Genomic DNA, 24,419 nt, shown 5'->3' with positions numbered 1-24,419 from the left:
CAGTTTTTCTTATATCAACTTACAGCTCTTAAAGGACTCTGTTGTTGAATCAACTCTTTTAAATATAAATTAAAATCATCACCAAAGTCTCGATGACGTAATCCGTACTCAACAAACGCTTTCAAATATCCTAGTTTATCACCACAGTCATGAGATTTACCTGTCATGTGGAAAGCTTCAACCGTTTCTTCAGCCATCAACATATCAATAGCATCAGTTAACTGTATTTCGTCACCCGCGCCAGGTGGCGTGATCGCCAACTTATCCCAGATTTTTGATGAGAGAATATAACGGCCAACGACTGCAAGGTTTGAAGGTGCATCTTCAACAGTTGGTTTTTCTACCATAGCCTTCATAGCATGAGACTCGCCACCTTGAAGCACAGCACCTTCACAGTCAACAACACCGTACTTTGAAACTTCATTCATCGACACAGGCTCAACCATGATTTGTGAAGCAGAAGATTCTTCAAAACGGGTTACCATTGCAGCTAAATTCTCAACCGACTGATCAGCAGTGTATTCATCCAAAATGACATCTGGCAGAACAACAGCAAAAGGCGCATCACCCACAAGTGGTTTAGCACACAATACTGCGTGACCAAGACCTTTAGCGTGACCTTGACGCACATGCATGATCGTTACATCAGGTGGGCAAATGGATTGTACTTCATCAAGAAGCTGACGCTTAACTCGCTTTTCCAACGTCGCTTCAAGTTCATAAGAGGTATCGAAGTGGTTTTCAATGGCATTCTTTGATGAATGTGTAACCAAAACTATTTCTTTAATACCTGCTTCAATACATTCTTTAACAATATATTGAATAAGAGGTTTATCCACCAACGGTAGCATTTCTTTGGGAATAGCTTTCGTTGCAGGAAGCATACGCGTTCCTAGCCCTGCCACTGGAATGACGGCTTTTGTAATTTTTTTCATCATATTTCCTTAATAGAGTTAACGTAAAAGTCACTCTATAGAGATAGGCTCACAATACCATTCAAACTATTCATACAAATAAAACTGGTAAGCAAAGCCTACGGGTTCATGATTATGGCATAGTAAGAAAGAAAAAAGATATTCAACTATCTAATATATGTTGAGCCAGATTTGATTAAGGGGATGTATGTTAACGGTATAAAAAGAAGTTATTAATAGTGCAAATTGACCAAGCTATTTACACATTCCAGCTACCTCAATTAATCGCTTCCGAACAGGTCTCGTGTGTAAACTTTTTCAGCGACATCAGCAAGCTCTTCAGCCATTCGATTAGATACAATGACATCTGACATGCTTTTGAACTGTTCGAGATCTTGAATTACTGCAGAATGGAAGAATTCTTTTTCATCAAGGACTGGCTCATAGACAACCACATCAATACCTTTGGCTTTGATTCGTTTCATAATGCCTTGGATACTAGACGCACGGAAATTATCAGAGCCAGATTTCATGATTAAGCGATAAATACCTACTGTCTTTGGTTTACGGCTAATGATCGAATCTGCAATAAAATCTTTACGCGTGGTATTGGCATCAACAATTGCACCAATTAAACAATTTGGCACATCTTGATAGTTGGCACGAAGCTGCTTAGTGTCTTTGGGTAGACAGTAACCACCATAGCCAAAAGATGGGTTGTTGTAGTGGCTACCAATGCGAGGGTCTAAACCAACACCTTCAATAATTTGTCGAGCATCTAGCCCATGAGATTCAGCATAGGAATCGAGCTCATTAAAGTAAGCAACACGCATAGCAAGATATGTGTTAGAGAACAACTTAACTGCTTCAGCTTCCGTTGAGTCTGTAAACAAGACTTTGATATCTTCTTTAATCGCACCTTCGACTAATAAATTAGCAAAAGTCTGCGCACGAACGCTCTGTTCGCCAACAATAATTCGAGATGGGTGAAGGTTATCAAACAAAGCACGACCTTCACGCAAGAACTCAGGTGAGAAGATGATATTATCACTGCCAAACTGTTCTTTAATTTGCTTTGTGTAACCAACGGGAATGGTCGACTTAATAACCATTACCGCATTTGGGTTAATCTCCATCACATCTTGAATCACAGCCTCAACAGATGAAGTATTAAAGTAGTGATTAACAACATCATAGTCAGTTGGGGTTGCAATGATGACAAACTCAGCATCTTTATATGCTAATTGTTTATCAAGCGTAGCCGTAAGGTTCAGTTCTTTATTCACCAGGAAGTCTTCAATTTCTGTATCAACAATCGGTGAAACACGATCGTTAAGCATATTCACTTTATCTTCGATGATATCAACAGCGATAACTTCATGATGCTGAGCTAATAGCACAGCATTTGACAGACCGACATAGCCTGTACCAGCAACTGCAATTTTCATTTTAATTACATTCCATATAAAAAGAGGGCAAATGCCCTCATAATTATTTTTTCAAAGCTTGTTTTAGAACAGATTTAATAATTTCAACAGCCTTATTCATCTCTTCTTGCTTCAGTGTAGGGTGAACTAAGAACATCAAGCTTGTTTCCCCTAACCGAACTGCATTCTCTAACGGAATCTCTGGACGCCATGGCGTATTATCAAATGCTTTCTCATTGTATACTTCAGAACAACTGCCTTGAAAAGCAGGAACACCTTGCTCGACAATGGCTTCTACAACACGATCACGAGTCCAACCTTCTGCTAGGTACTGCGGTTCAACAAACAAATAATGTTTATATTCAGCATGCTCACTATATTCAGGTACATCAACAGTACGTACAACACTCAGCCCAGAAACAGCATCATCAATCATCTTGCCATAAGCTTGGCGCTTAGCAGTCCAATCATTCATACGAGTTAGCTGAATACGGCCTATAACAGCCTGCATTTCGGTCATACGCCAATTAGTACCGAAACTTTCATGTAACCAACGGAAACCCGGTGGATGCTGGCGTTCATAAATGGCTTCGAAGCTTTTACCGTGATCTTTGTAGCTCCACATCTTTGACCACAGCGCTTTATCATTAGTCGTTACCATGCCACCTTCGCCGCCGGTGGTCATAATTTTGTCCTGACAGAAAGACCATGCCCCAATGTGACCGATGGTACCAACGCTTTTTTCTTTGTATTTCGCACCATGAGCCTGAGCGCAGTCTTCAATAACGAAGAAGCCGTGTTTCTTAGAAAGAGCCATAATGGCATCCATCTCTGCAGGCATACCCGCTAGGTGTACAACGATAACAGCCTTAGTACTAGGGGTAAGCACTGCTTCAATAGACTCAGCAGTAATTGCTTGGCTATTTAGGTCAACATCCGCAAATACAGGGTTTGCTCCAGACGTCACTATCGAAGATGCAGAGGCAAGGAATGTGCGTGGGGTAGTAATGACATCATCACCATAACCAACACCCAACGCTTTCAAGGCCACGTCTAAGGCAAGCGTTCCATTACCTAAAGCAATGGCATATTCACACCCAGCCCACATCGCAAATTCTTTTTCGAATTCACGACACTCAATACCGGTCCAGTAATTTACTTTATTTGACAGCAGTACATCACGTACCGCATCGGCTTCTTCTTCAGTAAAAGATGGCCATGGTGAAAAAGGAGTATTCAGCATATAAAACTCTTAATCTCTTCCAGGGAATCAACCCAAACAGTAGGTAAAAAATGAGGCTCAATGTTATGCAGATGCTGGGGGTGAATATTACGCCCATTATCCTTCAACCCTATAGTGACCCAGCCCATTTGATTGGGAGTAACAAAGTCCTTCTTGATATTGTCGCCAACATACACGAAAGAGCAAATATTTGGATTTGCATCCATAATAGCCTGAAAACGCCCGGGAGCAGGTTTCGTTTCCCCCCACTCCTCAGAAATATACAAGCTGTAGTCTTGTAAGCCCAAGGCGTTAACTTTGCTACGTTGCGAAAAAGCCCGTCCATCCGTCAGAATAGAAATACCTGAAGAATGTAAACCAACATAATCAAGTGCATCTCTTGCTGCAATATCCAGGCAGATATTAGGGGTATGCAACCGATAACACCAAAGCAAACTTTCTTTTACGCTTGAAGGAGCATCCAAAAAAGAGCAAACACTATCTAAGACATTACAGTTGCCTCGTTGTGCACTCTGAATGACGTCAACAACATCAACATGAAAGGTCTTTTGTACCAAGTTGGCCACGGCATCAAAGCCAGACAATTGATAATCTCTTTCTTTATAAAGGGTATCGTCTAAATCAAAAACCCAAAATGTATCACTCGGTATGATCATGGCGTAGAACCTTTGCATCGTAACGGAGCATCAGCAAATCAGCTACCCAGTCGCTCTTGAAATTAACCTCCTCATCAAGCAAAAACTCCCTGATTGCATACTCGGGAAATTTTGCCCCCGCGGCATAAGCAAGAGGGTAGCCACCACCAAACCTAGGATTGATTTCAAGCCCTTTGATTGCCAGCTCTGTCTCATTAACAAACAGCTGGAAGGTTATACAACCACGGGCACCGGGTAGCTGGCCTACACGTTCAAGCAGGTAGTCATAAACGAAGTTTTTCTTGGTAAGACCCTTACTGACTTCGCCACCACGTACTTCTAAGCGCTTCCTTGGCACTAGGCATTTCAATACACCATCACGGGTATAATAGCCGTCAATGGTATATTCACTGTATGTTTTTGGCACCAACTCCATAAACATATTCTTAGGATCCGACAATAACTCAGATGTCAGATCCTGTTCTGTATGAATGGCCAACGCCCCCTTGCTACAGCTTCCATCGTAAGGCTTACAAAAACACGGGAAACTTAATTTATCCCTGTTCAGTATTTTGGGCTGATCAACTCGAAGGTTATCGAACAACCTCGCCGTTTTCCGCTTGTCACGGCACTGGGCAATAAGCTCGGGATCAGAGATAAGTACATGAACACCTAAGCTATCGAACTGATGCCGCTCTTCACTCAATAGCTCAAGCTCGGTGTCAATCGTCGGCACAACCAAACCAATATTGTTCTGCTTACAGATTTCCAGAATCTTGGAGATATAAGTAGCGTCGGTTACCCTGGGTACTTCGAAATAGCCATCAGCGACAAAACAAGCCGAAGACAACTTTGGATACATGTCGGTGCAATAAACCTTGCCTTCAGGAAGCAACGCTTTCAGATCGTTTTGAAACTCTTCAACCAGTTCGACTCGACGGCCGGCTGACAGCACCAATACATTACTTCTCATTTGCTTTGGATCCTTTGAATACAGGCATAGTCGCATGATTATCTGCCGAGATCCCCTCTTTAATAAATACTTTTTTGAGGGTTAAGAAGATGATTTTAATATCAAGCAACAACGAACAGTTATCCACATACCAGACATCTAACTTGAATTTGTCTTCCCAGCTAATTGCGTTACGGCCATTGACCTGAGCCCAACCGGTAACACCAGGGCGCGCTTCATGACGGCGACGTTGCTCGTCATTATACAAAGGGAGATACTCCATTAGTAGCGGTCTTGGACCAACCAAGCTCATCTCACCTTTTACTACATTCCACAGTTCTGGTAATTCATCGAGGCTTGTAGCACGAAGTTTGTTGCCAAACACCGTCATCCTTTCTTCGTCAGGCAGTGGCGTACCATCAGGGCCAATAGCATCTTTCATGGTACGGAACTTAATCATCTCAAAAGGTTTACCATCCTTTCCAGGACGAACCTGTCGAAACAGAACAGGTGAACCGAGATTTTTTTTAACTTTAAAAAATATCAATAAGTAAACAGGCGATAGAACAATCAGCCCTAAAGTTGACAAAACAAAGTCAAAAAGTCTTTTAAGCATCTACAGCCTCACGAATTGTTATCTCAAGTCGATCACCCATGATATCTCTAGAAAAATGGTTATAAGCTAAGTTTCGACAGCTATCTTTAGCATCATTATAAGCTTGACTATTATTAATAAAGTCAGACAACATGCGTGATGCTTCTTCATAATCAGTAGAATTTAAAACAAGACCACAATTGTGTTCCTGTATAAAATCTTTTTGCCAGCCACCATAATTTATAGCGATAGGTGTTGCTGAGGCTAACGCATCAAATAGTTTATTCGCAGAGTTATGCCACATTTCTTTAACAGGGCCAAACAAAGAAAGAGATAAATCTGCTGCAGATAATAATTTGACAATTTCAGTTTTAGGCACGCCATTCAAAATATAAAGATTTTTATTAAATACACCTTTATCTTTAGCATAGCTGATAACATCTTCCTTCTGCATCCCTTCGCCAATAGCAACAAAACATAAAGATGGATCTAATGAAAGTGATTTTTCAGCCAAGTCAACTAAATAGCTAACGTTATTGATCACACCAAATGTGCCAGTATAGGTAATTAACTTCCTACCATTTAAAAAACTAAGCTTATCAGTTATATAATCTTCTCCAATGTGACTTGGGACATCAAATAGATCAGTATCACAACTATTAGTTGCTAATGTGATTTTATTTGATGGGATCCCATGCCTCTCAATACCTTCACACATTCCTGGGGATAAACCAACTAATCGAGTAGCGTTTTTATAAGTATACGACTCAAGTGTTTCAGCAGCTTTAATTAGGAAAGGATTTTTTATAGCACCTACAGCAACAGGAAGTTCAGGCCATAAGTCTCTTACTTCGAACACTAACGGTACTTTTTTCAGTTTGGAGTATATGAGGCCTGGAATGGCTATTGTTAAAGGAGTACTCGTAGCAAATACAACATCAGATTTCACTTTAAGAGACTTAGCAGTCGATTTAAATGAAAATTGTAAAAATTTGATGATTCTTTTTAAATAGCTATCATTATTTGAATAAGGTAAATGCAAGACATGAAGTTTAATACCTTCAATATCAAGTTCATTCCATCCATCTTTTAGATTATAACTTTTCGATAAATATGCCGAACTCGTTACAAATGTTACCTCATGCCCTTTTGAAATAAGTCTTTTTGCCATTTCATATGAACGGGTTCCAGCATTAGATTCTGGTGTTGCAAAATATTGGTGTAAATAAAGAATTTTCATATTTAAAAATCTTTCTTTGTAAAATTAAAAAAACTCAAACAATTATTAAATGCCTTTGTATTTGCGTTCATAAATACATTTTCTTTTTCTAAACCTTTATCTGGCATATTAAAAGGTTTGATAACTGGTGTAAAATGTAAACTTTTTCCACATACCAGCTTTGATTTATACTCATTTTTAAGTGTAATAAACCTCAACCAAATATCATCAGCTGTAGGGCAAATCTCCAAAAAAGTTAAATCACAAACACCTTTAAGGGATTTCATAGGATAGCAAATTCCAGAAACTCCTGTTGGTAAAATACTATAAGAGGGTGTGGAGCAATTATATAAAATCCATTTACTGTAATCGTCAACTTGGTTTTCAGTTTTAAAAGAAATTGATTGTGCTCTATAACAGTAAATATAATCAGAATTTAGTTTTATTTTATCTTCAATATGTTTCAACCAGTATTTTGGATAGTATATGTCATCATCAGCAGTGACAATAAATAAGTCTTCATTTTGTTGTTCTTCTTCATATGTATATATGATCTTTTTATAAGATCTAATATCTTCTTCAACAAACTTTATTGTTACGCCCAGCTTAACTAGTTTTTGTAACGATTCAGGTAATTCTTCGTTAGGAAAATTTACTTTTGATAACCATAAATATATCTTTTTTGGTGGGCTCGTCTGTAAAAGTATAGATTTCAAAGTTAAATGAATTAAGTCAACTCTTTTTGAATAAGTAGTAAGCGATACAATAATTTTAGAATCAGATGATAAATATAATTTATTCTTCGCAAACATATAGTTTGAAAGAATAATATAGTTAAGCATTGACTTAAAATACACAAAGACTTTAAATATCAAATTAGACATCTTTTGCAACCTTAATAAATGATAAAAGCTTATTCTTAAAGCTAGAGTTACCAGTTATTAGCATTTTTAAGATAACAGCAACGTTAATTAAATAATAATCAAATTTTCTATTATACTTCGAGTAAAAAATATAACTTGACTTTTCAACAATCTTAGAACGTTGTAAATCGCTCCAAACTGATGATGTACTAGTACCGCCAACATGAATAACTTCCTCGTTTAAAATATTTAACTCTAAACCATTCATGTGTATTCTATTACAAAGGTCGACATCTTCTGAATACATAAAATAATCCTCATTCCATTGGCCAACCTTGATGAAATCTCCACGAGTAAATACTAATAAAGCTCCGTGAACCCAGTGCTTCCCTTTATTTTTTAGAGCGTAACTAATATAATTTGATAAAAATGGAATTAAATAAATACTTTTATTTTGGTTACCTTGCTCATCGAAAAGAACTGAAGAAACAACCACACCATCTTTGACGGTTTTCAATATACTATCAACCGCTTTTGAATTTACAAAAACATCCGGATTAATAAAAAAAAGCGTATCTCCAGAACTGTTCAAAACACCTAAGTTATTCGCTTTTGAAAAACCTAAGTTTTCTTTTGATTTAACAAGCTTAATATTTGATAAATTTTCCAAATCAGACACATATTCAGTATCAGGAGAACAGTTATCAACAACTATTATCTCGAAAGGTTTAGTCGTACTTTCAATAATAGATTCAATAGTTGAAAATATTGTTTTACTTGAATTGTATGAAACAATTATATAAGAGATCATTTGACATCACACCGAAATAAAATTGACATAAAGAACAAAAACAGCATAGATATTAAGAACATACCAAAGCTAAGTGCATTATAAAGAGGAAAAAAGAAAACACACCCAATAAACATTAAAAATAGAGACTGATTAAAAATACTTTTAGAGTTGTATAACATTCCAAATATCAAACCAAATAATATAGCTGAAGGAAGTACCCCCCACACACCAACATCTGCAAATATATCACGAAGCACCGTATAAATATTTGTCTTGTAAGGTACGTTTACGAAAGGGTCAATAGTATTGATCCTATTTTCACCTAAGAGCCTTAGAAATATATTATATAATGGAGTAAATAGTCTTTGACCAAATGAACTTTGAAACTCCTCATGATTTTCTAAGTATTTAGAAAACGCTAGTGGTGATGAAAAGAAATATATGTAATTAGATAACAATCCATACCCCCACTCAGGAATGTTAACTTTTAAGTATGGTACCAAACCATTTACTGAGCTAGAAAACCCAGATTCACCACCTCGAATTATTCGGCTTAAGTTAAGAACAAAAAAAGCTATAAAGCCAAACATCATTGTTTTAAGGTTAATTATTTTGAATCCCTTATTAAAAAACAAAAAGCCAACAAGCACTAGAAGTGCAAAAAGTGTTCCAACCCGTCCGAAAGTTAGCAAGTCACAGAAAACTATATTTATAAAAAATAAAACGCAGAACTTCTTTGATTTATTCCTTTTATAAATGTTAAGTGATAGTGCAAAAAATGCTTGATTTAATGAGTTAATATATGACAAATAAAAAGGTATAAACCCATCACCACCAATAACTTGCTCTCTAATCACAAAAGCATAAGATATAATATAATCTAAACTACCATACCTTTTAAGCATTAGATAAAGAGATATAGCTACGCAAAAAGTCAAAAACAACCAGGCGTAAAAAATAAATCTATTACTTATTACCTTTTTTCTTATGCTAATGTTTAAATTTATTTTTTTCCCTGTATATGTTCCAAAAATCACACCAAATATAAACAAAGTAAAGGATAACAGAGCAAGGAGTGACAATGGTTCCCAATGTAAGATCAAATACCCACAGGCAAATAACAAGCTATAAACAGAAAAAAAGGTAATTAAAAACAAAACTGGTGATAGTACATACTCACTTCTCATTTATGCCCCTAGCTTTCATAAGCATAATCAAAATTAACAATTCTGCAATTAAAGGAACGACTAACATGAACTTTACAAAACCTAAACTTCCTGAAATAAGAGCTAGTACTATGCTTGATATACCACTTTTTATCGTTACTAATGAGAATGTTTTTTGTTTTCCTTTGGAAAAAAAATACATTACACCAATCAAAAAACACATAGAACCAATTGAAAAAGCACAAGCAAGAGAAAAAATAATTAACTCTGAATACTCATTCAATTTTAAACCAAACAAGTAATCAAAATTATAAATTCCTACTCCAACTGTAGCCATTACTAAAAATGATGTTCCACCTATAAATACACTTATTTTATTATAAAACTTGCTAAGTTCTTTCGTTCTACACAATACTGGATATAGAGCTTCGGCACCGCTATTTACGATCCCTTGAATTCCTTTGAGAACTTTCTCAACTGCTGAATAGTAACCTATTATATCTGAACTTAAAAAAAGCGAAAAGATAGGAATAGATAGGTTTCTATATAGAGTGCTACCAAAAACACCGATAAACATATTAAATGAATCGATAAAAATAGATTTGATATTTACTATATCTAAAGTTACTTTTGAATCCCTAAAATGGAAAAGCAATAACATGAAAGATAACAAAGGCATTATAAAGAAAGGAACACAATAATATATTATTGCGTCATGTAATGCTGGGTCTATCGAATTATATATCAATAGAAAGCTAAAACAACGCTGTAAAAATGTAATTATCGTAATTATCCACATTTTCTCAAAAGCTTTCAAAAAGTAGTTAATTTGAAAAATTGAACTAGCAGAAAACAAAAGAATATAGAGATATTCGTAATTACCTGAAGACAAACCAATATACAAGATAAATATTGAAGCTAGACAAGAAAAAATCACACACCGTATAATTATCACAGAAACTATGAATGATTTTACCTCTTCCTTTTTTAATATTAATAACCTTCTCACCCCTGAAATATTCAATCCGAAGTCTACGCAAATATTAATTATTGTCGCAATAGACAACAACACACTAAACGTACCAAACTCTGATATTCCAATTTTGCTTATAAGTAAGGGAACAGTAACAATACCAAAAATAGCACTTACAACTTGAACTCCAACAAGTGAAAAAAAGTTTTTCAATATTCGTTTTAACATTTATTTCAAATACTTAAAGGGTTAATATCTTTGAAAAACTCACCATTTTCATCTTTTAAGGATAAAAGTGGCGAAGTATTTTCTTTGATTGGCCATTTAATATCTAAGCCAGGATCATTCCAAATAATCGACTTTTCAGCATTAGGGTTATAATAATCTGTACATTTATAGACGAACTCGGCTTCATCACTAGTAACATAGAAACCATGAGCAAAACCTTCAGGTACCCAAAGCTGACGCTTATTATCTGCCGATAATAGTACGCCGACCCATTGACCAAATGTAGGCGAATTTTTACGAATATCCACTGCAACATCATAAACTTCACCTGAAACTACACGAACCAATTTTCCCTGAGTGTTTTCAGTCTGGTAGTGGAGGCCTCGTAGAATGCCTTTTTTAGACTTTGAATGGTTGTCCTGAACAAAAGTACGCTCAGCTACTAATTCAGAAAATTTACCCTGTTGCCATGTTTCCATGAAAAAACCACGATCATCACCAAACACAGCAGGCTCAATGATTTTTACATCTGGAATTTTTGTATCAATAACATTCATTATATTTCTCTCTAGGTGGCCACTTTTATACAGGCACCTTACAGGTATTATTGGCCGTAAGGACGAATATTTTGAAGCGCTGCTTTCCAATCACAAGCAGAAATACCAAGATTGTCCTCAATCTTGCTCATCGAAAGACACGAATTAGCAGGACGTTTTGCAGGCGTTGGGTAGTCTGCTGTCGTGATGCTCTTCAATTCAGGTACATTAGCCAAAACACCTTGTTTGTGAGCTTGGTCGAAAATATACCTAGCAAATTCAAACCAACTTACACTTGGCAGACCAGCAAAATGGTAAGTCCCCCACGCAACATCATTGCCTGCTTTATACTTCTCAGCAATTATAATAAGCGCAGCAGCAATATCACCGGCATACGTCGGACCACCAAATTGATCACCGACAATACCTAGTTGGTCTCGATCACGTCCAAGACGAATCATGGTCTTAACAAAGTTATTCCCTGTTTCACCAAATACCCAAGCGGTACGAAGGACAATATGACGAGGGCAAGCCTTAGCAACGGCGATCTCCCCAGCTAGCTTGCTTTTACCGTAGACACCTTGAGGGTCGGTTACATCACCTTCACTGTAGCAACCTTCTTTGCCCCCTGAAAACACATAGTCAGTAGAGATATGAAGAATAGCAGCACCTGACTTTTCAGCTGCTTTGGCAAGGTACATTGGGCCATCACGGTTAATTTTGTATGAAAGTTCAACTTCATCTTCAGCGCGGTCAACCGCAGTATGGGCTGCAGCATTGATTATGACATCTGGTTGAAAAGACATGACACTATCGAATACTGCAGACTCGTCAGTAATATCTAATTGATCGCGATCAACAGCTAATACTTCAGCCTTGCCCTCGAGTTGCTGAACTAGCAGACTTCCAACCTGGCCATGACTACCTGTAATTAAAACTTTTAGCATTTCAATACCAGCCCAGTTAAACTTTACGTTTTTCACTAACAAGTGATTGCAAGTAACGACCATATTCATTCTTTAACATTGGCTCAGCTTTATCCATCAGTTGCTCATCACTTAGCCAACCATTACGCCATGCAACTTCTTCAAGGCAAGCGACCTTCAAACCCTGAACATTTTCAATTGTCTGAACAAATGAGGAAGCTTCATGAAGGCTTTCATGTGTACCAGTATCCAGCCAAGCAAAACCACGACCTAGCAGTTCAACATTCAATGTACCATCATTAAGGTACATCTCGTTCAATGTGGTAATTTCAAGCTCACCACGCTCTGAAAGCTCGACCCTTTTTGCCATATCTACAACACGATTATCGTAGAAGTATAAGCCGGTTACGGCGTAATTTGACTTTGGTTGATTTGGTTTTTCTTCAATCGAGACCGCTTTCATATTTTCGTCAAACTCTACAACACCGAAGCGTTCAGGATCTTTTACTTGATAGCCGAATACCGTGGCACCACTTTCCCGCTCTGCAGCATTACGAAGAGTGCGAGAGAAAGATTGGCCATAGAAAATGTTATCACCAAGAATCAAACAACAACTATCATCACCAATGAAATCTTCACCAATAATAAAAGCCTGAGCTAATCCATCAGGACTTGGCTGAATCGCAAACTCCAGGTTAATGCCAAAATCTGAGCCATCACCAAGTAGGCGTTTAAAAGATTCATTATCTTCAGGGGTGGTTATAATTAGCACATCACGAATACCTGCTAACATCAATGTAGATAGCGGGTAATAAATCATTGGCTTGTCATATACCGGAAGTAGCTGTTTTGAAACACCACGCGTAATTGGATAAAGGCGTGTTCCTGAACCGCCAGCAAGAATAATACCTTTCATAAAATTTACACCTTAACCTTGGTTACCAAGACGTTCCATACTGTAAGAGCCATCTAATACACGGCTCCACCAAGTTTTGTTATTCAAATACCATTCAACGGTTTTGCGAATACCAGATTCAAACGTCTCTTCTGGCGTCCAACCCAATTCATTAGCGATTTTGGTTGCATCAATCGCGTAACGAACATCATGTCCCGGACGGTCTGTCACATAGGTAATCAAATCTTCATAATGCTCAACACCTTCAGGCTTAGCTGGCACTAACTCTTCTAGCAACCCACAGATGTTTCTCACAACTTCAATGTTAGCTTTTTCATTATGGCCACCAATATTGTAGGTTTCACCAATCTCACCTTTAGTTACCACTGTATATAAAGCACGGGCATGATCTTCTACAAATAACCAGTCACGGATTTGCATACCATCACCATATACTGGCAAGGCTTTACCATCCAAGGCATTTAGGATCATTAATGGGATCAGTTTTTCCGGGAAGTGATATGGGCCGTAGTTGTTTGAACAGTTCGTTACCACTGTCGGTAAACCGTAAGTGCGAAGCCATGCACGAACGAGATGGTCACTGGATGCCTTTGAAGCTGAGTACGGGCTACTTGGGGCATAAGAGGTAGTTTCAGTAAACAGGTCATCAGTACCTTCCAAGTCACCATATACTTCATCTGTTGATATATGATGAAAACGAAAAACTGATTTTGCGCCTTCAGATAGCTTGTTCCAATAAGCTCTTGTGGCTTCAAGTAGGTGATATGTTCCAACAATATTTGTTTCAATAAACGAAGCTGGTCCATCTATTGAACGATCAACATGGCTTTCAGCAGCTAAATGCATGACTGCATCTGGCTGATGTTCATCAAAAACTCGATCAAGTTCTGTACGGTCACAAATATCGACTTGCTCAAAAGCATAACGCTCATGGCCATTAATAGTCGATAGCGACTCTAAGTTACCAGCATAAGTTAGCTTATCAAGGTTAACTACACTGTCCGAAGTGTTTTCAATAATATGACGAACAACAGCAGAGCCAATAAAACCTGCACCACCTGTTACTAAAATTTTCACTTTCAATTCCTTTAATAAATAAAGCACCAGAATTTGGTGCTTTATTTGTAAACTCAATAAGTTAATTATTTTTCATCAGTATAACTATAATTGTAGTAACCATAATTACCACCATAATGATTACTAGCTTTTCTAACAACCGCATTAAGAATAAAACCTTTCACCTCGATTCCATTTTGCTCAAAGCGCTGTTTTGTTACTTCAATTTCTTTTACCGTGTTTTGACTGAAACGTCCTACAAGTAAAGTTGTACCTGCATGCGTACCGACAATAGCAGGATCAGTTACGGCTAAAATAGGAGGCGTATCTACTATTACTAAATCATAGTTTTTAGAACCCCAATCCATTAACTGCTTGAAACGTGGGTGCATTAGTAATTCTGAAGGGTTAGGCGGTACATCACCTCTTCCAATGAAATCCATCCCCTCTAAACCAGGTTTTTTTATCAAACTTTCTATTGCTGTTTGCCCGCTCAAGTAGTCCGATAATCCAGGTTTAGGATTAATTGCCATTTGCTTTTCCATTCTACCTTTACGCATATCGGCATCAATCACCAATACTTTCTGGCCCGACTTCGCCACAACAGCAGCCATGTTTGCAGAAACAAAAGATTTACCGATACCAGGGCTAGGGCCAGAAATCATAAGAATATTGTTCTTAGCTTCCATCATAGCAAAATGCAAACTGGTACGTAGGCTACGTAGTGCTTCGATAGACAAATCTGCTGGGTTAGAGACAGCCAACAAGGTATCTTGCACAGTTAATTGCTTTTTAGATTTTTGCTTCTTCTCTAACTCAATCTGCCAATCTGACATTGGAACGCTGGCATATACTGGTAATCCTATTGCTTCAATTTCATCAGGATTTTCAACACCTCGGTTAAAATACCCTCGTAATATTGCTATACCTACTCCTACCATCGTTCCTATCATTGTAAAAATAGCTAATAAAAATATTTTATTTGGTTTTAATGGTTTAGAATACGACTGCGCTTTATCTAAAATTCTAACATTCCCGACAGTACTTGCTTTTAAAATATTTAACTCTTGTACTTTATTGAGTAACTGAACATAGATTTGCTGATTAACTTCAACATCTCGGGTCATGCGTAGCACTTCGCGCTGTGTTTTAGGTAGCTTTTGTATTTGGCGATTCAATCGTTCACGTTCATTCAAAAGAGTCTTACGTTTATCTAATAGTGCTATGTAGGCAGGATGCTCTTTAGTAAAGCGCTGAGAAATCTCACTCTCTTTAAATGTCAACTCATTCAATTGTGCTTCAATAGTCACCATAACATCAAGTGTTGACTTAGCTTCTAGCCCAAGGTCTATGGATTCATTCTCTTGGCGAAATTTATTTAAAGCATCTTCAGAAAAGGTCAACTGAGACTTAATTCCTGGTAAATGTTCACGGAGAAACTGTAGGCTGTTCTCCGCTTCAGCAGAATTACGAGCAACGTTCTGTAAAAAGTAATTAACACTAATATCATCCAGAATATCTTCAATATACTTACGTTGTTCACCAACGAAACTTAATTGCAAAATCCCCGTTTGCTTTCCCCGTTCAATAACAGATAAATTTTTTTGAATCCATTGAATGGCATCTAACCTTGAGCGTTTTTCTACAGAAAACCTCTCTTCTTCAGATGCATTCAAGTAACTAACATATATTTTAACATCACCATTTTGAGCTAATTTACCAACCTCACCAGTTAATACCTGGTTTTCATTATTATCAAAAAGCTCAAACGTACCTTCAATAGAACTTAAGACTTTTAATGAATAAGCTTTATTTAATTTATTATCTGGAACCTCAAAACGAGTGATTTCCAATTGAGGAATGTCACCTTGAAGTCTTGTTAGGCCTTTTCCAATAATTGGTAAATAATTAGGTTCAACAACAGTCGTTAAATTCAGCTTATCTACTGTTTTACCTAAAATCATTCTGGATTTAATGATCTCAATTTCGGTTGTAGCTGATGATTCACTAGCAAACAGCTCTCCCATTTCACCTAATGCAGGCATGCCTGAGCTTTTTTGCTCTACTTGAATAAGTGCATCAGATTTATAAATAGGGGTTGCAAGTAAAGCATAAGTAATACCTACAATTGCAAAAGATATAGTAACTGCAATGATCATCCAGCGACTATCCAATAATATGCCTAACAATTTTCCCAGTTCTATTTCATCTGAGTCTTGTTTAACTTGTGTATTGTGAGGAACGCTCATAATTTCTCTAATGTTAAATTAAAACAATATATATTTATAAAGAGCTACAGCTTTAAGGCCAATTGCGAACTCGCAATGCACCTTCGGTCAAGTTATTAAAGCCGTTAATTGTAGGCAGTAGTTGAGCCATTACACGATTCCAACGGCTAATCGGTGCAGCTGTCACATACACAATGTCGTATGGCTGCAAGTCAAATTCAGTACCAATAACTAGAGCAGAAGCATCTTTGATATTTAATTGATAGACATCGGCAATGGCTGAGCCTTGTGCTGTTTCACTGTTTTCACCAGAAATATTACTACGAATGACAAATACACCAGTTGCATCGGCTGAAAGCTCATTAATACCACCCACATTACTCAATGCTTCAGTTAAGCTCATACCTGCACGGTCAATTTTAAGCAACTGAGGGTCGTTCACTTCGCCCATTACGAATACCTTCTGGTTATCGTTACGCGGTACATGCACAATATCGCCAGGGCGGAGCAAGCGGTTTTGCTGCAAATCGCCTCGTTGCATCAGTGCGTAAAGTGATAACCTCTCTTCAGCGCCATTTCGGGTTAAGGTCACATTGCGCCAATCTGCATCAGTTGCTAAACCACCAGCTGCGTTAACAGCATCAAGTAATGTCAGTGGCACATTAGTAATCGGCTGCTGGCCAGGCTTATTTACCTCACCAGTAATATAGGTTTTTTGAGAGCGGAACGACGCCACATTGACATCTACTTGAGGGCTTTCAATATACTCAGCTAAGCGCTTAGCAATTTCATCACGTACTTCTACTACGGTTTTGCCTTCAACTTTCACTAGGCCAATGTATGGGTAAAAGATTGAACCATCAGCATGAACCCAGTTACCAGCTTCTGTTGAACTTCGGTATGAACCAGCTGGAATGGTCAACTCTGGGTGATCCCAAATTGTGATATTAAGGATATCCCCAGGGCCAATACGGTACTTATAGCGAGCAATTTCAGCTTCAAGCGCCGCATTATTTTGCGAATAAACACGAGGTAATTTGAATTGGCTGACTTGGCTAGCGGTTAGTGGGTAAACATTGATTTGTTGATCAAGCTCTTGCTCCTCGCCCGATGAGACAACCGCTTTGTCATCAACACTGAGATGTGAACCAGGAACGGTACAACCTGCCAGCATGGCTGTCGCCAAACTGCTAATCAAAAACTTCTTAGTGAAATGCATATTGTTTTTCAAAATATAAAAAGAAGGGTGTTGTAGATCCTGGATCCTAGATCCTAGATCCTTGAAATTTATACTGGGTACTGGGTACTGGGTACTGGGTACTGGGTACTGGGTACTGGGTACTGGGTACTGGGTACTGGGTACTGGGTACTGGGTACTGGGTCAACAGTTTGCGTGACCTGATACTTTAATCAATCAAAACTTAGCGACATATTGTAAATATGTGAGGTGTTGGTGTGCTAAGTATGATGGAATAGCTTTAACTACCGTGATGAAGAACCGAAGCTAGATGAAAATTTTAGCTATCGCTGGCGATGTACACAATCCCTAGAAATCACAACTTTTATCGATTAGGCATGCTACCGCCCTTAGGTTGTGGTTCCTAATGACCGTCAAAGGATTTATGCATGTTACATTATCGCAATTTTGTGACATCGGAATGTCAGCTAAGGCTAACGGATTTCGATGGCTAAAACATAAGTTATGGGTAGTGACCCACATTCAAATGTGGTTGAGGATTTTACACATTTTTTGTGCCGATAGGAATATGAATTTTGTAGCTTACTTTCAGAAATCATCAGCTTATTAATTATATGGCATTGTTTTTTAAGCTTTTAACCCGTATTCAGAACCTTTCAAAAACATTGTAAAACCCTCGATTATCACATAATCCATCTAAAACACTTTTCGGGTATTCTTATAAGTGCCTGATCAATTATTCTGGGAACAAGCTCTCTTTTTGACAATACCGAGCTTAAGAAAAAAGAAAACTCTTTTAAGACAGTTAGCTAGACGCATTGCGGAAATCTGTTAATCACCATATCATTGCATAGAGAGCAACTAATGCTTGTTTTAGGTTTTTTTATGAAACCTTTTTATAAACTCTCGATTACATGTAAGGGAATAGGATGAAAAAAACATTAGCGCTATTAGCTGCCCTATCCATGGCAAGCACTGCATTCGCGGCTACTGAAACCGGCACAACAGCTGGTGCTACTGGTGGTACAGGTGCATCATCAACAGCAGCTACAACTGCGACAACTACAGCTTCAACGGGCGCAGCTGCTGGTACTGCAGGCGCAACAGCAGCTGCTGCTGGCGGTATTACAGCAACAACTGTTGCAGTAGCTTCTGCTGTAGCGGTTGCTGGTGTAGCCGCAGCAAGCTCTGGTGGTAGCAACAACACGACTACAGTTTCTGCTGCACAAGGCTAATTGAAAATTAGCTAAGTCACTTGCATAAAAATTGCAAGCATATACTCATAACCGCACATCTGTGCGGTTATTTTCTTTATTCTCATAATTGCGTTTTGTATTTTGATTACTGTCAGTACACTTTTTAGGGAGTAACACTTCATAATGGACTTTATCCGATTAAGATCATTACGGTCTTCATTTGCCCTAATTACCCTCACCGTCTTTGTTTCCCTCACTTCCGGTTGCAGCCAAAACTTTAAAGACGTTAACGACACCATGAGCTTGGCCTTTTTAGGTGAAGATGACGCGACTCTCAGTGCTGCAGATATCAATCAACTGCCCTATGCCAGCCTCTATGCGCGAGTAGAAGACGGCCCACAAGCATTCATGGTGTTAGCATTAGCTGAAAACAAAACATATATCGGGAATAGCACACATACCATGACAGGCAGCGCCCCCGTGCCCCCTCTTCTGAAGTGGCTTTCGTCTGATAAGGGAATGCTTGTCACACAAGCTGGGCGACTAGTAAAAACTTTAAACCTGCCGCAGGGTAACGTGGTCGACATTCAAAGTAATTTCACTGATCCTCTAGTTTTAGGGTTACATAAACCTAATACACCAAAAAATTGGCAATACACTTTAGACTGGCAACCTGGTTACCACTTCGGCTATAAAGCCCTTTCTCAGTTTAAAGATGAAGGAAAGCAGGTAATTATGGTCAATGAGCAACCAGTCGATGTACTCTATTTCGTAGAAACCATTTCTGTCGCTCAGCTCAACCAGTCTTACAAAAACGAGTACTGGCTCTCACCGGTTAATGGTCAAGTGATAAAGACTCGCCAAAAGCCAGCGCCTAGCTTGCCATACATTGAGCTCACCATTTTGAAACCATTTGCATAGGGAATCAGAAAATGGTTTATAAATTAAGTACCTTACAAAAAGCTCTCTTGAAAGCTGTTTCAAGTGGTGGCTCAAAAGCAGTTACAAAAGCTATCGTGGCAACCTTACTATCGGCTTCCACTTTCCTGTGCTCGCCAATTACCCTTGCAAACCGCAGCTTATCCATGGAATCCGACGCTTTTACTGTTCAAGTCTATAACAGTCGTAACCAAACAGAGCACCTAAAGCTTAACTACACTCAAGCCGTCCGCCTTGAGCAAGTTCTAGCTGACACTATCGCAAACATAACTTTGTTACCAACGACTGAGGAGAATAGCAATCAACCTGTCTACTGGACAGGGGCTGGGCTCTATAGAGGGTTTCCTCACCCCAATAAAGCCAGCATCATTCGTCAGCTAGAAAAAGCTTCTGAGTTGGTTGACCCAACTGAACGAGATATTTTCCGGCAATTGGCCACTCAACTCAATCAACTTAAGATTGGTGAGCGTGTATTTACGCCACTTGATTACGACTTGGTACGCATTAATAAGGCATCAAACCCTATTATTTCAGCACAACAGTTTCCAGGGCCAATGACTCTTGTTTTACCCTCACGGCCAGACTCTGTATGGGTACTAGGTGCTGTACAACACAATTCTGAGCAACCTTGGGTGGCACGAACAAGCGCGAATCAATACTTAGAGCAAGTTGGCACAACCTCTTATAGCGACAACAGTACCGCTACCATCATTCAACCTGACGGCACTGTCGAAATGCACCCTATTGCTTACTGGAATAAAGACCATATGGACATTGCACCAGGTGCAATTGTCTATTTAGGCTTTAACAACTTACCTACTGGCTATCAGTCCCTCAATGATGAGATTATCAACTTGCTAAGGAATAAGGCGCTGTAATGAAACCTGCTATAAACACTTCCTTTTCAGGTATTAAACTGTCGGCAATCGCATTAGCTTTAATGCCAATATTCCATGCTCAGGCTGATGCCTTTGACTACCCGACCTTTACTCCTTCTCAGGCCGATTTCGGTGGCGTTGGCTTAATTCAAATGCCATCTGGCCGTATGGCTCGCGAAGGGGAAATCAATGTTGCCGGTACGTACAATGATGAATACCACCATTACACCGTCTCACTACAGTTGATGCCATGGCTGGAAACCACCATCCGTTATACCCTTGTCCAAGATATTCTCTATAGCAACGACCCTAATTTCAGTGGGGATACAAAATACACGGATAAAGGAATTGATTTTAAAATCCGATTACTTGAAGAGAGCTATTGGATTCCTGAAACCTCGATTGGCGTCCGTGACTTTGGTGGAACCGGTTTGTTTGATGGTGAGTATATTGCTGCCAGCAAACATATCGGCCCGTTTGATTTTACCCTAGGTGTTGGCTGGGGTTATCTTGGCAACAGCGCTAACTTGAGTGGTGATAAATCCCAAAGTAATGATTGTGGCCGTAACACTGGTTATAGGGGGTCTGGTGGTAGCGTCGATTTCGACCGCTGGTTTACCGGTTGCAGTGCCGTTTTCGGAGGTGTGGAGTACCAAAGTCCTTGGGCACCACTGCGCCTCAAAGTTGAATATGACGGCAATGATTACGAAAGTGACTTCCCTGTTACCCGTGCCGGCATTGATATGTCGCAAGACAGTAAGCTCAACTATGGTGCTCTTTACAAACTGGGCAACTGGGGCGATCTCCGTTTAAGTTATGAGCGCGGTACTACCTGGACCTTCGGCTTTAATCTACATACCAATTTCAATGACCTCAAAGCTAACTGGAACAACAACCCTGCGCCTGACTATCAACCACGATCGAGTGAAGACCAGAAGTCAGCCGATGAACTATCTGGCCAAGAGTGGGAACAACTTGCCCAGGATTTACATCAACTTGCCGGGTATGAAGACCCACGCCTGTATGCCAATGACAAGTCCATCACTGTGGTTGCTCCGCAAACAAAATACCGTGACCGCGATGAAGCTCACGAGCGTGCTGGGACGATCTTAGCCAATCAGAACTTGGATGTTGAAAGCTACAAGATCATCGAAACGGCCAACCGCCAGCCAATGACTGAAACGGTATTCGACCCTGAACAATTTGCCAAAGTAGCCAATGTCGAGTATTTCGATCCACAAGTGAGCGATGCGACCACCGTTGGCGAAGCTACTGAGCCAGAAGGCCAACTCTATGCCAAATCCAACAAGAATTGGGACATCAACTTTGCACCGGTATGGCAACAATCTATCGGTGGTTCAGAGAACTTCTACCTGTTCAATATCGGGGTAACCGCTGGGGCAAATTACTGGTTAAGTGATAACTTTGAGCTGGGTGGCTCGGTCTACTTCAACATCTATGATAACTACGATAACTTCCTCTATGATGTGCCGCCAGATGGAACCGACTTAAAACGTGTTCGTACCCTGGTGCGCCAGTACATCAATGATAATCCTGTACGGATGGATAATCTGCAGCTGACCTGGATGGATCGTCTGAGTGAAAACTGGTATGCCCAAGCGTACGGCGGTTACCTGGAAATGATGTTCGGGGGCGTCGGTGGTGAGGTGCTATATCGTCCACAAAACAGCAACTGGGCGTTAGGTGTCGATTTGAACTACGTGGTGCAGCGTGATCCGGATAGCCAATTTGGCTTCTTTACCGAAGAAGTGCAGTTTGATCCAATCACCAACCGTAACTATCGGGTACAAACCGGCGCGCCGACGGGTCATGCAACACTGTACTACCAGCCTCAGTGGGAATGGCTACCGAATACCTTATTCAAAGTCAGTGCTGGTCAGTACCTAACCGAAGACTACGGGGTTACGGTCGACTTCTCCAAACAATTCGAGAGTGGGGTGATCGCTGGGGCCTTTGTTGCCCAGACTAACCTGTCAGCCGATGAGTTTGGCGAGGGCAGTTATAACAAAGGCTTCTACCTCTCCATTCCATTCGATGTGATGACGGTGAAACCGAGCACCAACCGCGCGACTATTTCGTGGCTACCGCTGACTCGAGATGGCGGCCAAATGCTCAACCGCAAGTACGAGCTGTACAGTGTGACCGATTCGCGCTCGCCGTGGTACGGCAGGAAAGCGATGAACTAAAAATCTGGGTCCTGGGTCCTGGGTCCTGGGTCCTGGGTCCTGGGAGAAGCAAAAGCGAGAAGCGAGAAGCAAAAAGCGAGAGCCTCAGGTTCTCGCTTTTTTATAATAACAAGTAACTAGCTCCTAGTTCATAGAAGAAAAGCAGGTGAGAGATCCTAGTCCTGGGATAGCAGATCCTAGAGACTAGATCCTTGTTCCTAGATAAGAACAGGTTCGAGTTCCTGGTTCCTATAAAAGAGAAAGAGCAAAGTGCGTTATAACTTAACCCCTGCAAGAACCGATTCTAGGATCTAGGATCTAGGATCTAGGATCTAAATAATCAGACATCTATATTAAATAAAGCATACACTCAATCGTAAAAACATAATATTAATACAAAATTTATATTTAAGGTTATTTTACCCTATTCACTTTGGTTCTTATTATTTTCTGCGCAACCAAATAGTTCGTCTCAAAAGTGTGACACTGTGCGTAAATTATTTTAGGTTTACGACATCAAGTCGAGATTTGAGCTATCATATATTAATAATATGATTGTCAATAAATTGACAACAAAATTCTATAATTACATATTTTTGACGAAAGAATAGAATAGAAGAGGGAAAGAGCATGTTTAGGGCGTATGCTCACTTTTCAGTGAACCATCCAGTTATACATATAGTTAACTTGCTAATTGTAATGACTATTTTTGCAGTTAGCTGTTATCAATTACTTGCTAACGAAAATTTGCTATTTTCGGCAGGATTTTTATTTGTCACGCTGCCAATTATTTTATTTGCTAAGTCTTCTGATTATAAGCGCAAATATTTGAGCACAAATAATTAAATAAAATTACAAGCAAATTTTCACTGAAAATAAAATCGGCACATCAGTGCCGATTTTTTATTATTAAGATAAGTGCTTATTAAACTGCTTGCTGTTGTAGCTGTTGCCACATTTCTTTGACGATAAGTTGATCAGCAGGGTTTAGCTCAGATTGTGCTTCAGACATGCTCGATTCAACCTTGGCGTTCATCGCTTCAATGCTTGTCTCCCCTTCCAGCTCGCAATTTGCCGCTGAAAGTGAGATATGGCCACGCAAGTACCCACCAGCGAACAGTTCGTCGTCTGAAGCCGTTTCTACCATTTGGTCGATTAGGGTTAGTAGTTTTTCTTCGTATTGGTGGATCATGTATTGAGTTCCTGGGTGCTAGATCCTAGTTCCTAGAGAAGAGCGAGGCAACTTCGAGGTAAGGGGCCAGAATCGTTAAATTAGTTAGTTCCTAGATGCTGGCTCCTAGAACCTAGAGAAGAGCAAGAGCTGTTTCTAGGTGTAAGTGCCAGAACCGATA

General features: G+C 39.3%; 22 protein-coding genes. 4 read left to right on the top strand and 18 right to left on the bottom strand.

The window, feature by feature from the left end; all coding sequences use genetic code 11:
* Nucleotides 1–14: 14 nt before the first annotated feature.
* The 17 genes from galU to C9J01_RS17190 form a co-directional block, all read right to left on the bottom strand.
* Nucleotides 15–935: a UTP--glucose-1-phosphate uridylyltransferase GalU gene (gene galU, locus C9J01_RS17270; protein ID WP_107299372.1), complete on the bottom strand. Its 921-nt coding sequence runs from the start codon at nt 933–935 to the stop codon at nt 15–17.
* A gap of 260 nt (nt 936–1,195) precedes the next feature.
* Nucleotides 1,196–2,362 carry a nucleotide sugar dehydrogenase gene (locus tag C9J01_RS17265; protein WP_107299371.1) on the bottom strand — a complete coding sequence of 389 codons (1,167 nt, stop codon included), beginning with the start codon at nt 2,360–2,362 and terminating at the stop codon, nt 1,196–1,198.
* Between the two features lie 43 nt (nt 2,363–2,405).
* The gene (locus C9J01_RS17260) at nt 2,406–3,584 is read right to left on the bottom strand and encodes a DegT/DnrJ/EryC1/StrS family aminotransferase (protein WP_107299370.1); all 1,179 of its coding nucleotides are present in this window, start codon (nt 3,582–3,584) and stop codon (nt 2,406–2,408) included.
* Nucleotides 3,578–4,240 carry an HAD family hydrolase gene (locus C9J01_RS17255; RefSeq protein ID WP_107299369.1) on the bottom strand — a complete coding sequence of 221 codons (663 nt, stop codon included), beginning with the start codon at nt 4,238–4,240 and terminating at the stop codon, nt 3,578–3,580. The genes C9J01_RS17260 and C9J01_RS17255 overlap by 7 nt, the downstream gene beginning before the upstream one ends.
* Nucleotides 4,224–5,192 carry an ATP-grasp domain-containing protein gene (locus tag C9J01_RS17250; protein ID WP_107299368.1) on the bottom strand — a complete coding sequence of 323 codons (969 nt, stop codon included), beginning with the start codon at nt 5,190–5,192 and terminating at the stop codon, nt 4,224–4,226. The genes C9J01_RS17255 and C9J01_RS17250 overlap by 17 nt, the downstream gene beginning before the upstream one ends.
* The gene (locus tag C9J01_RS17245; RefSeq protein WP_107299367.1) at nt 5,182–5,787 is read right to left on the bottom strand and encodes a sugar transferase; all 606 of its coding nucleotides are present in this window, start codon (nt 5,785–5,787) and stop codon (nt 5,182–5,184) included. Before C9J01_RS17245 ends, C9J01_RS17250 begins: the two co-directional genes overlap by 11 nt.
* Nucleotides 5,780–7,006, bottom strand: coding sequence for a glycosyltransferase family 4 protein (locus C9J01_RS17240; protein ID WP_107299366.1), 1,227 nt, complete (start codon nt 7,004–7,006; stop codon nt 5,780–5,782). The genes C9J01_RS17245 and C9J01_RS17240 overlap by 8 nt, the downstream gene beginning before the upstream one ends.
* Before the next feature lie 2 nt (nt 7,007–7,008).
* Entirely contained in the window at nt 7,009–7,869 is an 861-nt protein-coding gene (locus C9J01_RS17235; protein ID WP_107299365.1) for a hypothetical protein, read from the bottom strand.
* Nucleotides 7,862–8,659 carry a glycosyltransferase family 2 protein gene (locus C9J01_RS17230; protein WP_107299364.1) on the bottom strand — a complete coding sequence of 266 codons (798 nt, stop codon included), beginning with the start codon at nt 8,657–8,659 and terminating at the stop codon, nt 7,862–7,864. Before C9J01_RS17230 ends, C9J01_RS17235 begins: the two co-directional genes overlap by 8 nt.
* On the bottom strand, nt 8,656–9,828 hold the full coding sequence (locus C9J01_RS17225; protein ID WP_107299363.1) for an O-antigen polymerase: 1,173 nt from the start codon (nt 9,826–9,828) through the stop codon (nt 8,656–8,658). Before C9J01_RS17225 ends, C9J01_RS17230 begins: the two co-directional genes overlap by 4 nt.
* Nucleotides 9,818–11,008 carry an oligosaccharide flippase family protein gene (locus C9J01_RS17220; RefSeq protein ID WP_107299362.1) on the bottom strand — a complete coding sequence of 397 codons (1,191 nt, stop codon included), beginning with the start codon at nt 11,006–11,008 and terminating at the stop codon, nt 9,818–9,820. The genes C9J01_RS17225 and C9J01_RS17220 overlap by 11 nt, the downstream gene beginning before the upstream one ends.
* A gap of 5 nt (nt 11,009–11,013) precedes the next feature.
* Nucleotides 11,014–11,565, bottom strand: a complete 552-nt coding sequence (gene rfbC / locus C9J01_RS17215; RefSeq protein ID WP_146157089.1) for a dTDP-4-dehydrorhamnose 3,5-epimerase — start codon at nt 11,563–11,565, stop codon at nt 11,014–11,016.
* Nucleotides 11,566–11,612: 47 nt separating this feature from the next.
* Nucleotides 11,613–12,491 (bottom strand): dTDP-4-dehydrorhamnose reductase, encoded by an 879-nt coding sequence (gene rfbD, locus C9J01_RS17210; RefSeq protein ID WP_107299403.1) that lies wholly within the window; start codon nt 12,489–12,491, stop codon nt 11,613–11,615.
* 16 nt (nt 12,492–12,507) lie between these two features.
* Nucleotides 12,508–13,386 (bottom strand): glucose-1-phosphate thymidylyltransferase RfbA, encoded by an 879-nt coding sequence (rfbA, locus tag C9J01_RS17205; RefSeq protein WP_107299361.1) that lies wholly within the window; start codon nt 13,384–13,386, stop codon nt 12,508–12,510.
* A 12-nt stretch (nt 13,387–13,398) separates the two neighbouring features.
* Complete coding sequence (rfbB, locus tag C9J01_RS17200) at nt 13,399–14,463, bottom strand: dTDP-glucose 4,6-dehydratase (protein ID WP_107299360.1); 1,065 nt, start codon at nt 14,461–14,463, stop codon at nt 13,399–13,401.
* 65 nt (nt 14,464–14,528) lie between these two features.
* The gene (locus tag C9J01_RS17195; RefSeq protein WP_107299359.1) at nt 14,529–16,691 is read right to left on the bottom strand and encodes a polysaccharide biosynthesis tyrosine autokinase; all 2,163 of its coding nucleotides are present in this window, start codon (nt 16,689–16,691) and stop codon (nt 14,529–14,531) included.
* Between the two features lie 52 nt (nt 16,692–16,743).
* On the bottom strand, nt 16,744–17,889 hold the full coding sequence (locus C9J01_RS17190; RefSeq protein WP_107299358.1) for a polysaccharide export protein: 1,146 nt from the start codon (nt 17,887–17,889) through the stop codon (nt 16,744–16,746).
* A gap of 908 nt (nt 17,890–18,797) precedes the next feature.
* Here C9J01_RS17190 and C9J01_RS17185 point away from each other — a divergent pair.
* The 4 genes from C9J01_RS17185 (at nt 18,798) to C9J01_RS17170 (ending at nt 23,088) form a co-directional block, all read left to right on the top strand.
* Nucleotides 18,798–19,103 carry a hypothetical protein gene (locus C9J01_RS17185; RefSeq protein WP_107299357.1) on the top strand — a complete coding sequence of 102 codons (306 nt, stop codon included), beginning with the start codon at nt 18,798–18,800 and terminating at the stop codon, nt 19,101–19,103.
* A 144-nt stretch (nt 19,104–19,247) separates the two neighbouring features.
* Nucleotides 19,248–19,985 (top strand): YjbF family lipoprotein, encoded by a 738-nt coding sequence (locus C9J01_RS17180; protein WP_107299356.1) that lies wholly within the window; start codon nt 19,248–19,250, stop codon nt 19,983–19,985.
* An 11-nt stretch (nt 19,986–19,996) separates the two neighbouring features.
* On the top strand, nt 19,997–20,881 hold the full coding sequence (locus C9J01_RS17175; RefSeq protein ID WP_237156998.1) for a capsule biosynthesis GfcC family protein: 885 nt from the start codon (nt 19,997–19,999) through the stop codon (nt 20,879–20,881).
* Nucleotides 20,881–23,088, top strand: coding sequence for a YjbH domain-containing protein (locus C9J01_RS17170; RefSeq protein WP_107299355.1), 2,208 nt, complete (start codon nt 20,881–20,883; stop codon nt 23,086–23,088). Before C9J01_RS17175 ends, C9J01_RS17170 begins: the two co-directional genes overlap by 1 nt.
* A gap of 904 nt (nt 23,089–23,992) precedes the next feature.
* Here the strand turns inward: C9J01_RS17170 and C9J01_RS17160 are convergent.
* The gene (locus C9J01_RS17160) at nt 23,993–24,259 is read right to left on the bottom strand and encodes a YfcL family protein (RefSeq protein ID WP_107299353.1); all 267 of its coding nucleotides are present in this window, start codon (nt 24,257–24,259) and stop codon (nt 23,993–23,995) included.
* Between the last annotated feature and the right edge of the window lie 160 nt (nt 24,260–24,419).

This window comes from Photobacterium rosenbergii, from assembly GCF_003026455.1.
GTDB lineage: Bacteria > Pseudomonadota > Gammaproteobacteria > Enterobacterales > Vibrionaceae > Photobacterium > Photobacterium rosenbergii.
This window is presented reverse-complemented; position numbering and strand designations above follow the sequence as displayed.

Coding starts and splice junctions, on each gene's coding strand:
- galU (WP_107299372.1), bottom strand. CDS start 935: ATGAAAAAAATTACAAAAGCCGTCATTCCAGTGGCAGGGCTAGGAACG.
- C9J01_RS17265 (WP_107299371.1), bottom strand. CDS start 2,362: ATGAAAATTGCAGTTGCTGGTACAGGCTATGTCGGTCTGTCAAATGCT.
- C9J01_RS17260 (WP_107299370.1), bottom strand. CDS start 3,584: ATGCTGAATACTCCTTTTTCACCATGGCCATCTTTTACTGAAGAAGAA.
- C9J01_RS17255 (WP_107299369.1), bottom strand. CDS start 4,240: ATGATCATACCGAGTGATACATTTTGGGTTTTTGATTTAGACGATACC.
- C9J01_RS17250 (WP_107299368.1), bottom strand. CDS start 5,192: ATGAGAAGTAATGTATTGGTGCTGTCAGCCGGCCGTCGAGTCGAACTG.
- C9J01_RS17245 (WP_107299367.1), bottom strand. CDS start 5,787: ATGCTTAAAAGACTTTTTGACTTTGTTTTGTCAACTTTAGGGCTGATT.
- C9J01_RS17240 (WP_107299366.1), bottom strand. CDS start 7,006: ATGAAAATTCTTTATTTACACCAATATTTTGCAACACCAGAATCTAAT.
- C9J01_RS17235 (WP_107299365.1), bottom strand. CDS start 7,869: ATGTCTAATTTGATATTTAAAGTCTTTGTGTATTTTAAGTCAATGCTT.
- C9J01_RS17230 (WP_107299364.1), bottom strand. CDS start 8,659: ATGATCTCTTATATAATTGTTTCATACAATTCAAGTAAAACAATATTT.
- C9J01_RS17225 (WP_107299363.1), bottom strand. CDS start 9,828: ATGAGAAGTGAGTATGTACTATCACCAGTTTTGTTTTTAATTACCTTT.
- C9J01_RS17220 (WP_107299362.1), bottom strand. CDS start 11,008: ATGTTAAAACGAATATTGAAAAACTTTTTTTCACTTGTTGGAGTTCAA.
- rfbC (WP_146157089.1), bottom strand. CDS start 11,565: ATGAATGTTATTGATACAAAAATTCCAGATGTAAAAATCATTGAGCCT.
- rfbD (WP_107299403.1), bottom strand. CDS start 12,491: ATGCTAAAAGTTTTAATTACAGGTAGTCATGGCCAGGTTGGAAGTCTG.
- rfbA (WP_107299361.1), bottom strand. CDS start 13,386: ATGAAAGGTATTATTCTTGCTGGCGGTTCAGGAACACGCCTTTATCCA.
- C9J01_RS17195 (WP_107299359.1), bottom strand. CDS start 16,691: ATGAGCGTTCCTCACAATACACAAGTTAAACAAGACTCAGATGAAATA.
- C9J01_RS17190 (WP_107299358.1), bottom strand. CDS start 17,889: ATGCATTTCACTAAGAAGTTTTTGATTAGCAGTTTGGCGACAGCCATG.
- C9J01_RS17185 (WP_107299357.1), top strand. CDS start 18,798: ATGAAAAAAACATTAGCGCTATTAGCTGCCCTATCCATGGCAAGCACT.
- C9J01_RS17180 (WP_107299356.1), top strand. CDS start 19,248: ATGGACTTTATCCGATTAAGATCATTACGGTCTTCATTTGCCCTAATT.
- C9J01_RS17175 (WP_237156998.1), top strand. CDS start 19,997: ATGGTTTATAAATTAAGTACCTTACAAAAAGCTCTCTTGAAAGCTGTT.
- C9J01_RS17170 (WP_107299355.1), top strand. CDS start 20,881: ATGAAACCTGCTATAAACACTTCCTTTTCAGGTATTAAACTGTCGGCA.
- C9J01_RS17160 (WP_107299353.1), bottom strand. CDS start 24,259: ATGATCCACCAATACGAAGAAAAACTACTAACCCTAATCGACCAAATG.